Genomic DNA, 14,375 nt, shown 5'->3' with positions numbered 1-14,375 from the left:
CATGAATACAAACTTACCAAACGGTTTCGGACTCAATCGCCGCAGCATGCTGAGTCAAATGGGAATGGGTTTCGGGGCACTGGCGGCAAGCCAGATGCTGCACACCGAAGCGGCCTCGCAATCAGGCAGTGGCGGGATCCTCAAAGCCCTGCATCATGCCCCCAAGGCAAAACGGGTCATCTTCCTGTTTCAATCGGGAGCTCCATCCCAATTGGACTTGTTCGATTACAAACCGCTGCTCAACGAGAAACATGGCACTGAATTGCCCGACGAAGTCCGTGGCGGACAACGGTTAACCGGAATGAGCGGGAACCAGTCGAGCTTGCCGCTGGTCGGATCCCCATTTCAGTTCAAACAGTACGGCGAAAGCGGTACCTGGATGAGCAACTTGCTGCCGCATACCGCCGGAATTGCCGACGATATCTGTGTTGTCAAATCGATGTACACCGAGGCGATCAATCACGGCCCCGGAGTTACGTTTATGCAAACCGGCAGCCAGTTTCCGGGGCGACCGAGCATGGGGGCGTGGCTGGACTACGGACTGGGTACCGAAAATAATGACTTACCCGCCTTCGTCGTGATGGTCTCCAAAAACGCGAGTGGACAACCGTTGTCGTCACGCTTGTGGGGCAACGGTTTTCTAGCCAGCAAGCATCAAGGCGTCCAATTCCGCAGCGGCAAAGACCCTGTGCTGTATTTGAGCAACCCAGATGGGATTGATAGCAGCAGCCGCCGCGCCGCGCTGGATGCACTGAACCAATTGCACGAAGGACAACTCGCAGAGGGGTCGGATCCTTATGTCGAGACACGGATTGCCCAGTATGAGTTGGCGTTCCGCATGCAAAATTCGATCCCCGAAGCCACCAATTTTTCCGACGAACCCGAGTCGGTGTTCGAGCTATATGGCAAAGATTCACGTAACCCCGGAACCTTCGCCGCCAATTGCTTGCAAGCACGCCGGCTAGTCGAGCGGGGTGTGCGGTTCGTACAGCTGTATCATCAAGGTTGGGATCATCACGGCGGATTACCATCGGGATTGCCGCGGCAATGTGCGGCGACCGATCAAGCGTCCGCAGCATTGGTGAAAGATCTGAAACGGTGCGGGCTACTCGAGGACACCCTTGTCATTTGGGGTGGTGAATTTGGCCGCACCAATTACTGCCAAGGCAAATTGACGGCAAAGAGTTTTGGTCGCGATCACCACCCTCGCTGCTTTTCGATTTGGATGGCAGGCGGGGGAATCAAGCCAGGAATTTCGTATGGGGAAACCGATGAATACGGTTACAACTTGACCGAAAACCCAGTGCATATTCACGATCTTCATGCCACGATCCTGCACCAGATGGGGATTGATCATGAACGATTAACTTACAAGTACCAAGGCCGCCAATTCCGCTTGACCGATGTCCATGGCCACGTCGTTGACGATATTCTGTCGTGATTGCGGACGGTTGCAAGATCGTGGTTGCTTTCACCATAATGGCGCAATCGGTATCACGAATTTTGAATTTTTGAAGAAATAAGAATTGAGCGGTTTGGTATGAGCGACTCGAAAGTCAGCGGCGTTGTCCATTTGATCGAAGACACCAAGACCTACGGAAACAAAGGTTTTCGCAAGCGTCTTGTTGTGCTTGAGCAAGAAAAGGGAAGCTTTACCAACTACGTTCCACTTGAATTTGTCAAAGATGGCTGCGACGCCGTTGATGACATCAAAGTCGGCGACGAAATCGAAGTGGTTTACCGTCTGAACGGACGTCGCTGGCAAAAGGACGAGCACAGCGAAGCTAAATACTTCCTCAACGCCGAAGCGTTGTCGTTCCGATTGGTTGGCGATGGCGGCGGAGCCGGTGGCACAATGACCGAAAAGGTCTCGCGTTCAGCAAACGACGCGTTCGACGAAGCCAACGAAGACGACGCCCCGTTCTAGGGCTAAGTCGTTGATCCAATGTGGGATAGGCTTCCAGCCTGCCATGGATGTAAGGAAAGGCTGGAGTCCTTTCCCACTTTGTTTCAGTCCGACTCGATGTAGTCCGCTAACACAGCGGCCATCCTGGGTGCCGCGGCGGGGTTCTGTTTGATCACTGCCGCCGCCACGACTGCAAGCTTGCTGAGATAGTCTTTCTCAGCAAACACGCCGGAATGCTTTTTCAAATACAGCAGATTCTCGCCAGCGACGCTTGCTCCGGCCGGCAACGCACCGTCGGTGGGATTTTTCATCCGCACAATCAACAGCGATTGCTCGGCGGTGGTAAAGAAAAAACCGCCCATCTTCTCATCCCAGAACAACTCGATCTGCTTCTCGGTCAGCGACTCGGCGGCATCAATCCATTTTGCGTCACCGGTTGCTCGATGCAGGGCAATCAGCCCCGAGACGAAGAACGCATAATCGTCGAGATAACCGTCTAGCTTTTTGGCTCCCGCGGCATAATCGCGTCGCAAGACTCCGTCGTCGACAGCAAGTTTTGCGAGTACGAAATCGGCTGCCTTCTTTGCTGCGTCGACGTAATCGGGTCGATCCAGCAATCGGCCGCAATCGGCTAGCCCCGCGATCATCAACCCGTTCCAAGCCGCCAACACTTTTTCGTCTCGCAGCGGCCGTTCGCGTTTCTCACGGATCTCACGCAATTCGTCTTTTACGCTCCGAAGCGAATCCCGCAGACTTTCATACGATTGCTCTTTTTGTTTCGCAATTTCGGTCAGCGAACGTTTGGGCTCGGGTGCAAAGAATTCGCCTTCAAAATTTGGCTCCTCACGAAACTGATAAACCGAGGCAAACTCGCCGAAACCACTCAAAGATTTTTCGAGCGTCTCGATCTCCTGTTCGCTCCAGCGATAGAACTTGCCCTCTTCACCTTCGGAATCGGCATCGAGCGAACTGTAAAACGTCGCATCATCGGACTGCAGTTCACGCAGCACGAAATCGCAGATTGCGATCGCCACGTCGCGGTACTCTTGACGCTTCGTGATTTCGTAAGCTCGGGCGTAAACCGACGCCAATTGGCCGTTGTCGTACAGCATCTTTTCGAAATGAGGAATCTGCCACTGGCGATCGACGCTGTAGCGATGAAACCCGCCACCGATGTGATCGAACATCGCTCCGCTTATCATTCCATCCAGACTTCGCGTCAACATTTTTAGTGACGCCTCACGCTCATCCTGGGATGTCGATTCCCGTTCGATTCGGTCCATCAAAAAATACAGATTCGATGGTTCGGGAAATTTCGGGCGATTCGGCTGGGCATCCGAAAAACCGAAACCACCGTACACCGGATCAAATTGCTCTTTTAATGATGCGGCAACGCGGTCGACGAGGTTTTGATTCAGCGCCGAGGCGGCCGCATCCAATTCTTCCTCGGCAATCCCACTGCGATTCGCCTTGATGAGCGACGTGACTGCTTCGGCTTGCGTTTCCACCGCATCACGTTGCGTTTTCCAGGCCTGGTCGATCTGCTCGAGGATGCTGAGGAATCCAGTCGACTGTCCGCGATCACCGGTACGTGCTGGGAAATACGTCCCTGCCCAAAACGGTTTTCCCTTCGGCGTCAAAAACACGGACATCGGCCAACCGCCATTGCCACGACTGACGATCTGGACTGCCAACATATAGATTTGATCGACGTCGGGTCGCTGTTCACGATCCACTTTGATGCAAACAAAGCGGTCGTTCAGCAGTGCTGCGATTTCAGGATCGACAAACGATTCGCGTTCCATCACATGACACCAGTGACAGGCCGCGTAGCCGACCGACAAGAACACCATCTTATTTTCGCGTGCCGCCTTCTCAAACGCCGCTTCCCCCCACGGATACCAATCGACCGGGTTATGTGCGTGTTGCAGCAAATACAAACTCGATTCACCCGCAAGCCGATTGGCAGGCCGAACCTCATCGGTCGCTTCATGCTTCGGCGATTCTTGCCCGTGACACGTATATGCCGCGAACGTCGTCAAAACGGTGAAGATCAACGTGTTATAAAATGAGGTCATATGGCAGGATCCTGAAGAGGCAATGGCAGAGGATCGCTCGCGTCTTTGCAGCAATTAGAGCGAACCACATCATGCCATTCTAACGCACGCCCCCCGCCCAGGAACCGTCCCCTCCCGTAGTGGATCTTGCTAAAGATCCCGGCCGCCGCCGATGCATGGAAAACGCCCCGGCGACTGGAAACTCGAGGGGACGTGTAGCCAAGTCCACTACGGGATCGATACTCGCTGAGCGGGGGGCGATGGTGGATTGTCCTTCGAGCCTCCGCTAGATTGTGCGAACCACGTCATCCCTATCTTAATGCACGGCCACGCGAACCTACGGAAACATCATGGAATCGATCCAATTAAAAAGCGGACGCTCCGTCCCTAAGATGGGACTTGGACTCTGGAAGATCGACCAAGCCGAAACCGCCGATGTCGTCCAATCCGCGATCGATTGCGGCTACCGGCATTTCGACTCCGCCTGTGACTATGGCAATGAAGCCCAAGCAGGCAACGGACTGAGTCAAGCGATTCGTAACGGCAAAGTCACGCGAGAGGATCTTTGGATCACGTCCAAGCTGTGGAACACCTACCATCGACCTGAACATGTGCGACCAGCGCTCGAAAAGACACTCGCCGATTTACAACTCGACTACCTCGACTTGTATCTGATTCACTTCCCGATCTCGCAGAAATTTGTGCCGTTTGACCAACACTATCCGCCGGGCTGGTTCGCCGATCCCGACGCGGCATCGCCGAAGATGGAACCGGACGATGTTCCGCTGATCGAAACCTGGCATGCGATGACGGAATTAGTTTCCGCGGGCTTGGTTCGCGAGATCGGTGTTTGCAATTTCAATGTCGCACTGATCCGAGAATTGATGAAGCAAAGCGATACGCCGCCAGCGATGCTGCAAGTCGAATTGCATCCGTACCTGACTCAACAAAAGTTGCTGCGGTTTTGCCGCGAGTCCGAGATCGCGGTAACCGCGTTTTCACCGCTTGGGGCTCAGTCGTATTTTCAGCTGAACATGGCCGAGTCCGGGGAAGCGGTGATCGAGCAGGCGAAGATCAAAGAGATCGCATCACATCACGATCGAACCCCGGCGCAAGTCGTGTTGCGTTGGGGTCTCCAGCGTGGCACCGCGATCGTGCCCAAAACATCCAAGACCGAGCGATTGAAAGAGAACATTAACGTGTTTGATTTCCAATTGAGCGACGCGGAAATGAAAACGATCGATGCGATGGACCGTCATCGCCGCTTCAACGATCCGGGTGATTTCTGTGAAGCCGCGTTCAATACGTTCTTTCCAATCTACGAATAACGCCGGAGTTCCAACAAATGAATCAACATGAAAAATTGAACTATGTCGAGTTCCCCTGCAAAGACCTCGCGGCCACCAAAGCGTTTTTTGGGGAAGCGTTTGGTTGGTCGTTTGTGGATTACGGTCCTCAGTACAGTGCGTTTTCAGACGAGGGCCTCGACGGCGGCTTCTTTCAATCCGATCAAGCCGCCACGACCGCCAATGGATCGGCGCTGCTGGTTTTCTATAGCCAGAAGCTCGAAGAAACGCAGAAGAAGGTCGAGTCGGCTGGCGGGACGATCATCAAGCCGATTTTTGCGTTTCCCGGCGGACGACGATTCCAGTTCACCGAACCGAGCGGCAACGAATTTGCCGTCTGGTCGGATCAATAACGGCATGCGACTCGATGAGGCGAAACCTCTCGGCATTCCGGCGGTTTAAACAAGGTGGGTGGATCGAGTGAGGTTTTGTCCATTTTTGAAGAGGCGGCCCTTTCGGCGTCAATGAAACATCGCCGTGTAGGTTCCCTTGCTGGGGCACCAAGATATGATGTAAACACGGTACAACGTTCGATTTGCGATCGACAGCCCACCTTTTTGCCGTCCTCCCACCCCATTTTCGAGCCTGCAATGCAGCCATTTGACACCCAAAGCCGAACGCGTGTGGTTTTTGGCGCAGGAACGCTCTCGCGACTCGGCGAATTAGCGAGCGATTTCCGCCCTAAAAGCGTGATGGTCGTCAGTGACGCTGGATTGATCAAAGCAGGCCATTTCGAACATGCGGTCGCCTCGCTCGAAGCGAGCGGTTTGAAGGTCGAATCGTTTCATGATTTCGCCGAAAATCCTACCTCCGACATGGTCGACGCTGGAGTCCGCCATGCGGCCAAGGTCAAACCCGATCTGCTGATCGGCCTCGGCGGTGGCAGCAGTATGGATTGCTGCAAAGGAATCAATTTCGTTTATTCGTGTGGCGGAACGATTCACGATTACCAAGGTGTCGGCCGCGCGACCACCGATCTATTGCCGATGATCGCCATCCCAACCACCTCGGGAACCGGCAGCGAAGCTCAATCATTTGCGCTGATCAGCGACGCCAAAACGCATGTCAAAATGCCCTGCGGCGACCCTCGAGCGGCTTGCCGAATCGCGATCCTGGACCCCGATTTGACCATGACCCAGCCCCGATCGGTGACCGCGCTGACGGGGATCGATGCGATCTCGCACGCGATCGAAACCTACGTCACCAAACGTCGCAATCCGATGTCGACGACCTATTCGCGACGTGCATTTGGGCTGTTGGCACAAGGTTTTTCGCGAGTTTTGGCCGATCCGAATGATCGCGAAGCACGCAGCCAAATGCAGCTCGGGGCCCACTTTGCCGGCATGGCCATCGAAACCTCGATGCTGGGTGCGGCCCACGCGACCGCGAATCCGTTGACCGCTCGGCATGACATCACGCACGGCCAAGCGGTCGGATTGATGTTGCCCGCAGTGATTCGGCTGAACGGGCTGGATCATCCCGATTGGTACGCGGAACTGCTGCGAGAGATCGACCCAACCGCCTCCAACGAAAATGCTCCTGCACGGTTGGCCGACAAGGTCACCGAGTGGCTTCGTGACGCGGGACTGGCTACGTCGTTTGAACAGTTGTCGATCCCATCGTCCGAGATCGAAGCGTTGGCCGAAGAAGCACTCCAGCAGTGGACCGGAACGTTCAACCCCGTCCCGCTGGACCCCGAAAAAGCACGCGCGCTCTACCACGCGGTCGCTTAGGAATGTGAACCACAGGTTGCGAGAATACGTCCTCACCGATATTGTCGAGCACGCCTATTTTCGCACGGTTCTTTCACATTTCTTCCAAAAGTCATTGCCTGTACCACGATGATCACCATTGTTGACTATCAGATGGGAAACCTCCGCAGCGTTCAAAAAGGAATTGAACGCGTCGGTGGCTCTGCACGAATCAGTTCCGACCCTCGTGAAATCGCCGAGGCAGAGAAGCTGATCCTGCCGGGTGTCGGGGCGTTCGGGGACGCGATGACCGAGATCCGCCGCCGCGATTTGGCCGGCCCGATCCGCGATTTTATCGATTCAGGCAAGCCTTTTCTTGGTATCTGCCTGGGGCTGCAACTGCTGTTTGAACGCGGTTTCGAGCACGGCGAACACGACGGACTTGGCGTGCTGAAGGGAGACGTGGTTCGATTTGAATTGCCGTCGTCCTACAAAGTGCCTCACATGGGCTGGAACACGGTGACGCACCAAACCGAACCACCGCTGCTGAAGGACATCAGCCCCGAAGCCCACTTCTATTTCGTTCACTCGTATTACGTTCGTCCGGCGGATCCCTCCGTGGTTGCACTGACGTGTGATTACGGCGGCCCGTTCTGTGCGATGGTTTGGCGAGACAATCTGTTCGCGACCCAGTTCCATCCGGAAAAGAGCCAAGCGGACGGGCTGAAACTGTTGTCCGCCTTTTCCAGCCTGCCGACTGGAAATGAGGTGACGGCGTGACCTCCGCTCCTCTTGCCTTGACGTCCCCCGATGGCTCGCTGCGAGTCGAATTCCGTTGGTGCGAAGACCGCTTCGTGCACCAGATTCTCAGCGGCGAAGCGTCCAGCGACGAAAACGCTGCGATGGCCAGCGTCAACGGCACTGCCGACCAAGCATGGCCTTGCTCGCCGCCGATCCAACAACTTTCGCTCGAATCGCTGCCGGTTGGCGATGCACTGTTGGGCGTCGGATCAGCCGGTGTCAGCCACTGGAGCGTCAGTGTGCATTGGCAGGAATCGGCCACCGAGCCCACGCTTTTCTTTGATTTCGCCTGCCGCTGCAAACAGACGCCTGAGTTTCTTGGCAGCACCTACCACACGAACCCACGGTTCAAAATCGAGCCGGGCGACGGCTCTCAAATGAGCATCGAGGGCGAGCGAACGGAGATCCGCCCCGCCGTGACGGACGCGTCTGGCACCCTCCGCTGGACCTACAGCATCAAAGGTTGCTAGCGAAGACATTCCGCCTATTCTGCGTGTCTTGCCTACGGTGCCAAGCGAATTCTCAGTTGAATCTTGCAGTCGTAACTCGCGTAGGGCAATCGATTTACTTCGCTGGCGAACATAAAACTCCAGTGAAACTTGTCCTCTCTACCCTACGCCCCCCTTTCGCCCAATTGGCAAAGTTTGCATTTTCGTTGGCTCGTTGATTGGCTGAGATTCTGGGCACGCTCGTATCGAACACCAAGACCGTGCCCCTTCTCGTTCTGCCAACGACTCTCGTCAAATGAAAGTTCTTGGTTCGTAGAAAAGGGAAGTAGTATGCTTCGAATGCTGTCTGTGGCTTTGGCTGGACTGATTACCACCACTGCAATGTTGGCAACCAACGTGGCCGCCAACAACGTGGTACTTGCGTCCAACCAATACGTGTGTCCCAAGTGCGGAAAGGTGCATTCGCACACCGCCCCGCCTGCGTCGGTCACGCAAACTTCGTGGACAAATCCCACGGGAATCCAATCGTTGCCAGGGCAATCAATGCCAGGGCAAATCGAGTCGGCACAAATTCAATCTGGGCCTGGGCAATCGTATTCCAGTACGATTCCGGCATCGACGATGCAACCCAGTGGTGGTACATCCAACGTGCTGGCGACGTTAAATGCCCAGCGGGCACGCAACGGAATTGGTGCACTTCGCTTTGATCCACAACTGCAAGCGGTCGCCGAACAGCGTGCCGCGTTGATGGCGTCACAAGGATTGAAAAACCATCCGCCGGGATCATTCGCCCCTGGTATGTACGAAGGGGTCGGATGGTCGAGTTCCTATTCACCCTCGGGAGTATCGGCTTGCTTTACAAACGATCCACGCATGCGGGTCGCCGGCGCCGCGATGGCCACAGGACGCGATGGCGTCTACTTCTGCGTGGTCTATCGCTAATACCGAGCTCGCTGACAAATAAAACTGTCTCAGCGAGCGCAGCCAATGTCGGCTCCAAGTCGCAGGGAACGCGACTTGGACATGGGGTGATCACTCTGATGGTTGCCCTCACGCTAAACCTATCGGCCAGCTTGGTCGTGGCACAGCAAACTCTTTCGGTTTCCGAATCGCAAGCCAAGGAATCGATGCAGTGGCTTGCGACGCGAGCGATGCAAGAAGTCCCCCCCGTCTACACGGGCGACAAGGACTGGGGCGATACAAAAAAAGTATGGGCCGGTGTCCGCGCGAAATTTGATGGGCTGAAACTAAAAACCCATCGACGATTCAAACAGGTAAACCACGGCCGCTGGATTCGTTATGAAATCAAGCTACCCGAGGTGAACGCCCCGAATGCCGCCACCACGAAAATCAATTCCGCAACGCGGAACGACCAGGATTACTGGCGGATTGATTCCACCACTGAAACGCCGATGCAGTTCACGGCTAAAGTCGAACGCTGGAACTTGGGCGTCAAACTCTACAGCGTGACAGTGACCGGACGTATGAAAGTACAGCTACAACTGACCTCCACGATCGGGCTGTATCTTGATTACAGCGAAATACCACCCGCTGTGGTCGCCAACCCGATCATCGAGGGCGCCAAGCTGACGCTGGTTTCGTTCGAGATCGATCGAGTCAGCAAGATCGGCGGCGATGCCGCAGAAGCCTGGGGCGAAATAATGCAGGAGGTCCTGATCGAACGCTTTATCGAAAACCAGAATGATCGAATCGTCTCGAAGCTCAACAAAGCGATTGAAAAACATCGAGACGATTTGCGTTTTTCTTGGTCGATGCTGCTCGATCGCTAAGGATCGGTTAGGATCACAACCGCCGTGCTGGCCAAACTGGTTCGTTCCGTGCCAGCTCTCATCACGTTTATGGAATCTTGCGATAATGTTGCGTGCACTGTGTCTCTTGTTGCCTGTGGTGGCATTCTCGCTTCCCGGTTGCTCGTCGGGGGAAGCCACGACCTATCCGGTCAGTGGCGTCGTCCGCTTTCCAGATGGTAAATTGCTTCGCGAGGGAACGATCGAATTCGAGATCTCGGGAGTGCAAAACCCCGTCACAGCGACAGGTGAGATTGCACCGGATGGCAGTTTTTTTCTTGGCACCTACCAAATCGATGATGGTGCGGTCGCGGGCACCCACCGCGTGGTCGTGATCGCGGACTCGGTCATTGGCACCGGAGTCGAGCGACCGGGACTGCTGCCTAAACCGATCTTGCATCCCAAATATCGTGACTTCCAAACTTCCGAAATCGTCGTCGAGGTTCAGCCCACCAATAACAACATCGTAATCGACGTCGAGTACGCTCCGGGCGACGACGCCGAGTGATGGCCCTTTCCCACTTCGAACTCCCCCCTCTCCTGAAACAAACTCACCATGTTTTACTTCCTTGCCATTTGGATTGGACTTTCGGCCAGCACACCGGATGCTTGGCCCGCGTTTCTAGGTGCCGGTGCGGGGCCGCGTGACGCGATCAACCTGCCGCTCTCTTGGTCGCCCACCGAGAACATAGCCTGGATCAAACCAATCCCCGGTCACGGCCAATCGAGCCCGGTCGTTTGGGACAACCGAGCATTTGTGACCAGCGTTGAAGGCCCCGAGAAAAACACCTACCACGTCGTCTGTCTAAACACCACGGACGGAAGCGAATTGTGGCACAAACAGATCACCAACTCGGCTCCGGAAAAGAACAGCTATTACATCAGCCGCGCAGCCCCCACCCCCGTGGTCGATGAACATCGTGTGATCGCATTCTTTGAAAGCGGCGACTGTGCCGCTTACGACCACGCGGGTAAAAAATTGTGGACCCGAACGTTGGTCAAGGACGAAGGACCTTTTGTTGCCGAATTTGGTTTGGGGGCATCGCCGTGCCAAACCGAATCGGCGATGTTTGTCTTGCTGGAACATGATGGACCGAGCAGCCTGTTGGCGATCGATAAAAAAACCGGGGCGACATTGTGGAAAACACCACGAGAACCACGCCGTAGCTGGAGCTCGCCGGCCATCATCGAAGTCGAAGGGAAACCGCAAGTCGTCGTCAGCTCGGCAGGGACTGTCGATGGCTACGATCCCGAAACCGGAAAATTGCTGTGGTCATTCGAAGACGTCGGAGGCAACACGTCGACGACGCCGATTGATATCGGCGGCGGGCGTTTTTTGATCGGCGCCTCACCCGGTCGCAACGGCGAGAATGCGGGATCCGCAGCCGACTCCAATGGCTTGATGCAAGTCACTCGCGATGGCGACACCTGGACCGCAACACGAAGGTGGACAGCCTCTAAAGCAACCCCCACATGGGCATCGCCGATCGTTCATCAAGGTTTGGCGTATTGGATCAACCGCTCGGGCGTCATTTATTGTTTTGATGTCACGACGGGCGAAGAGGTCTACACCGAGCGAATCAAGCAATCGAGCTGGGCGACACCTTTTGGTGTAGGAAACCGAGTTTATTTCTTTGGCAAAGACGGACTGGTTACCGTCTTGGCCGCCGGACGCGAATTCAAAATCTTGGCCGAGAATACCACTTGGAACGGCGACACGTTGCCGGCGGAAGCCAAGTTGGCCGAAGAAACGAGCGAAGAGCGTCAACGCGCCGCGGCGATGTTTAGCAAACCGACGCTATACGGCATCGCCGTCACCGACGACGCCTTCCTATTACGCGTCGGCAACGCCGTCATCTGCGTGCGTTAAACACACCTCAAACTGCCTATCCTTCCAAAAAGGTGTCCGACACCTTTTTTAGAGATCGACGCCGTCGGGAAGGAATTGGACATCGCGATCGTTCTTCAACAGCTCCCCTTCGGTACAGCGTCCACATTGGACTTCGACCTGCAGCAGACGCAGCATTGATTGTACTTTTTCGGGATGCGTTGCAACCAAGTTATTCGTCTCGGCAGGATCCGCCTTCAGATCGAACAACTGCATCGGCGGCAAACCTTGCTTTTTGGCTGCGTCTTCTCGCGGGGCACTCCATCCGCCACTGCCGCTGGACAAACAGAGCTTCCAAGATCCCTCGCGAATGGCGAAAAATCCGCCGATCGAATGACTGATCAGGGTGCGACGCCCCGATGTCTCGGCTCCCTCGAACACGGGCAACAAGCTGAAGCCGTCTTCGCCACCGAGAGCCTTCTTTTCTTGCCCTGTAATCGCCTCGAGTGTCGCATACACATCGGTCAAACACGCCAATGCATCGGTGGTACGACCTCCTTCGATACGCTCTGGCCAACGGGCGATGAAGGGCACCCGATGACCGCCTTCGTAGATGTCGGCTTTATGCCCACGATATCTTCCACTTGGGTTGTGCCCATGCTCCTTCAGCACCCCAAAGTTCGCCTCAGGTGAACATCCGTTGTCACTGGTGAAAATCACAAGCGTGTTTTCATCGAGTCCGGCTTCTTTGATCGTGGTGAACAGTTGTCCCATATGGGCATCGACTTGCATGACAAAGTCTGCATACGGATTCATTCCGCTGGCGTCCTTATACGGCGGCACAGGAACGATCGGAGTGTGGGGTGCGGGTAGCGGCAGGTACAGAAAGAACGGTTTTCCCGCTTTTGCATCCGCCGCTCGCTCTTTGACGTACGTCATCGATTTGTCGAACAGATGAGGCAGCACTTCATCGATTTTGAAATCAGAACTGATTGGCCCATTACGGTACCAACCGTACGAATCTTGTTTCTTCGTGACGCCTTCTTCGCGATCGGGTTGTGCCGTCACGCGACCGGTGTCGACCCAAACATAAGGCGGCATGTCTAGCGACCCGCAGTGACCATAATACTGATCAAACCCGTTGATATCGGGACCGTTCTTCACCGGCTGCGTGAAATCAATCCGCTTGCCGTTCTTGTGCCAATCCCAACCGAGATGCCATTTGCCAATCATTGCAGTGTGATAACCTGCCGCTTTCATAAGATGCCCAAGCGTGGGGCGGTCGGCGGGAATCAAGTGCTCGCTGGTTCCACTGAGCACGCCGCGGGCGAGCCGCGAACGCCAGTTGTAGCGCCCGGTCAGCAAACCATATCGAGTCGGGGTGCAGACGCTGCTGGGGGTGTGAGCATCCAGAAACGTCAGTCCTTGGTCCGCCATCTGTTGCAGATGCGGCGTTTTGATTTTGCAGTCAGGATTGGTCGGCGAAACGTCTCCGATCCCTAGATCGTCGGCCATCACGACAATGACGTTGGGGTGGCCCGAGGACTCCGGTGGCTCGTCAGCCAACCCGATCGAGCAGGTTGTACAAACCGAGACCATGACCATTCCGATCCATCGGCTGAAAGGGACCAGTCCTGAGTGATGTTTTATTTGCGAGGTAAGCATGGGCAGCAAGTTCAGTGGAAGGTGAGAGATTGAGAGGAGCATTTTCATGACCCAATTTAATCGATCCAGCGACGATTTGGGTGCATCAGTCGCCCAATCATTGTGACTCGGTCAGCAACCGACCGTGAAGATTCGCTCGAAAAATTTCGGAGTTTTTGACCTCAGGACTCGCTGGCGGCGGAGTATAAGGGGGGTGTGAAGAGTCCTCTTGCCGCCCTTTGAACACCGATTTTCCAAGTCTTATGCCGGAATCCGATGAGCAATTGATCGATCGGTGGCGCGAGCGAGGAGAAACGTCCGCGTTGGCGGAATTAGCCGAACGCTATTTGTCGCAGTTCTACGGGACGGCTCGGGCAATGATGCTGAGCGATAGCCAAGCCGAAGATGTGGCACAAGAAACGATGCTGAAAGTCGTACGCTGGATCGATTCCTTTGACACGCGAGCAACCTTTCGCACATGGTCGTACACGATCCTGGTGAACACGATTCGCAGTGACCTTCGCCGCCAAAAAACTCGCTCACAACATTTCGACGCGGCGGCAGACGTCACACGTGTCGCAGCGACAAATCAATCACACGAAACCTTGCTCACTCAGCAAGAGACTCGAAATGAGATCGAACATGCACTCGCACACTTGACCGACAAGCAACGCACCGCCTTGGTGCTGATGGTGACCGAAGGATTGTCGGCTGCCGATGTCGCTGAAATTGAAAACTGTTCGGTCGATGCCGTTTATCAACGCGTCAGCGAGGCGAGGAAATCGCTTCGCAACACCCCCGCATTGCGACAATTGTGGCAGGACCATCGGTAACGATTTACCGGA

At 55.2% G+C, this 14,375-nt stretch carries 14 protein-coding genes; 12 read left to right on the top strand and 2 right to left on the bottom strand.

The window, feature by feature from the left end; translation table 11 throughout:
* Position 1 precedes the first annotated feature (1 nt).
* Together ABD971_RS10390 and ABD971_RS10385 are read left to right on the top strand one after the other, a co-directional pair.
* On the top strand, positions 2-1,441 hold the full coding sequence (locus tag ABD971_RS10390) for a DUF1501 domain-containing protein (RefSeq protein ID WP_345321779.1): 1,440 nt from the start codon (positions 2-4) through the stop codon (positions 1,439-1,441).
* 99 nt (positions 1,442-1,540) lie between these two features.
* Positions 1,541-1,927, top strand: coding sequence for a DUF3127 domain-containing protein (locus tag ABD971_RS10385; RefSeq protein ID WP_339941098.1), 387 nt, complete (start codon positions 1,541-1,543; stop codon positions 1,925-1,927).
* 83 nt (positions 1,928-2,010) lie between these two features.
* Here the strand turns inward: ABD971_RS10385 and ABD971_RS10380 are convergent, their stop codons facing one another.
* Positions 2,011-3,984: a thioredoxin domain-containing protein gene (locus ABD971_RS10380; protein ID WP_345321777.1), complete on the bottom strand. Its 1,974-nt coding sequence runs from the start codon at positions 3,982-3,984 to the stop codon at positions 2,011-2,013.
* A gap of 329 nt (positions 3,985-4,313) precedes the next feature.
* On the opposite strand from ABD971_RS10380, the gene ABD971_RS10375 reads away from it, so the two are divergent.
* From ABD971_RS10375 to ABD971_RS10335, 9 genes are all read left to right on the top strand, one after another.
* Positions 4,314-5,291, top strand: coding sequence for an aldo/keto reductase (locus ABD971_RS10375; RefSeq protein ID WP_345321775.1), 978 nt, complete (start codon positions 4,314-4,316; stop codon positions 5,289-5,291).
* Between the two features lie 17 nt (positions 5,292-5,308).
* A complete protein-coding gene (locus ABD971_RS10370) occupies positions 5,309-5,662 on the top strand; it encodes a VOC family protein (RefSeq protein WP_345321773.1) in 354 nt (117 codons plus the stop codon).
* Positions 5,663-5,899: 237 nt separating this feature from the next.
* Positions 5,900-7,042: an iron-containing alcohol dehydrogenase gene (locus ABD971_RS10365; RefSeq protein WP_339941090.1), complete on the top strand. Its 1,143-nt coding sequence runs from the start codon at positions 5,900-5,902 to the stop codon at positions 7,040-7,042.
* 108 nt (positions 7,043-7,150) lie between these two features.
* Entirely contained in the window at positions 7,151-7,780 is a 630-nt protein-coding gene (hisH, locus tag ABD971_RS10360; RefSeq protein ID WP_339941088.1) for an imidazole glycerol phosphate synthase subunit HisH, read from the top strand.
* Positions 7,777-8,271 (top strand): hypothetical protein, encoded by a 495-nt coding sequence (locus ABD971_RS10355; RefSeq protein ID WP_339941086.1) that lies wholly within the window; start codon positions 7,777-7,779, stop codon positions 8,269-8,271. Before hisH ends, ABD971_RS10355 begins: the two co-directional genes overlap by 4 nt.
* 309 nt (positions 8,272-8,580) lie before the next feature.
* On the top strand, positions 8,581-9,192 hold the full coding sequence (locus tag ABD971_RS10350; protein WP_345321770.1) for a CAP domain-containing protein: 612 nt from the start codon (positions 8,581-8,583) through the stop codon (positions 9,190-9,192).
* A gap of 98 nt (positions 9,193-9,290) precedes the next feature.
* Positions 9,291-10,040, top strand: a complete 750-nt coding sequence (locus tag ABD971_RS10345; protein ID WP_345321768.1) for a hypothetical protein — start codon at positions 9,291-9,293, stop codon at positions 10,038-10,040.
* An 85-nt stretch (positions 10,041-10,125) separates the two neighbouring features.
* Positions 10,126-10,566, top strand: coding sequence for a hypothetical protein (locus ABD971_RS10340; protein WP_345321766.1), 441 nt, complete (start codon positions 10,126-10,128; stop codon positions 10,564-10,566).
* Between the two features lie 48 nt (positions 10,567-10,614).
* Complete coding sequence (locus ABD971_RS10335; RefSeq protein WP_345321764.1) at positions 10,615-11,928, top strand: outer membrane protein assembly factor BamB family protein; 1,314 nt, start codon at positions 10,615-10,617, stop codon at positions 11,926-11,928.
* Between the two features lie 48 nt (positions 11,929-11,976).
* Here ABD971_RS10335 and ABD971_RS10330 read toward each other — a convergent pair whose 3' ends face one another.
* Positions 11,977-13,485: a sulfatase family protein gene (locus ABD971_RS10330; RefSeq protein ID WP_345321762.1), complete on the bottom strand. Its 1,509-nt coding sequence runs from the start codon at positions 13,483-13,485 to the stop codon at positions 11,977-11,979.
* 308 nt (positions 13,486-13,793) lie between these two features.
* Here ABD971_RS10330 and ABD971_RS10325 point away from each other — a divergent pair, with 308 nt between their 5' ends.
* Positions 13,794-14,363, top strand: a complete 570-nt coding sequence (locus ABD971_RS10325; protein ID WP_345321760.1) for an RNA polymerase sigma factor — start codon at positions 13,794-13,796, stop codon at positions 14,361-14,363.
* Positions 14,364-14,375 lie beyond the last annotated feature (12 nt).

The sequence above is a fragment of the Novipirellula rosea genome (assembly GCF_039541335.1).
Taxonomy (GTDB): Bacteria; Planctomycetota; Planctomycetia; order Pirellulales; family Pirellulaceae; genus Novipirellula; species Novipirellula rosea.
Note: the sequence above shows the minus strand (reverse complement) of the source record. Positions and strands in the feature narration are given on the sequence as shown.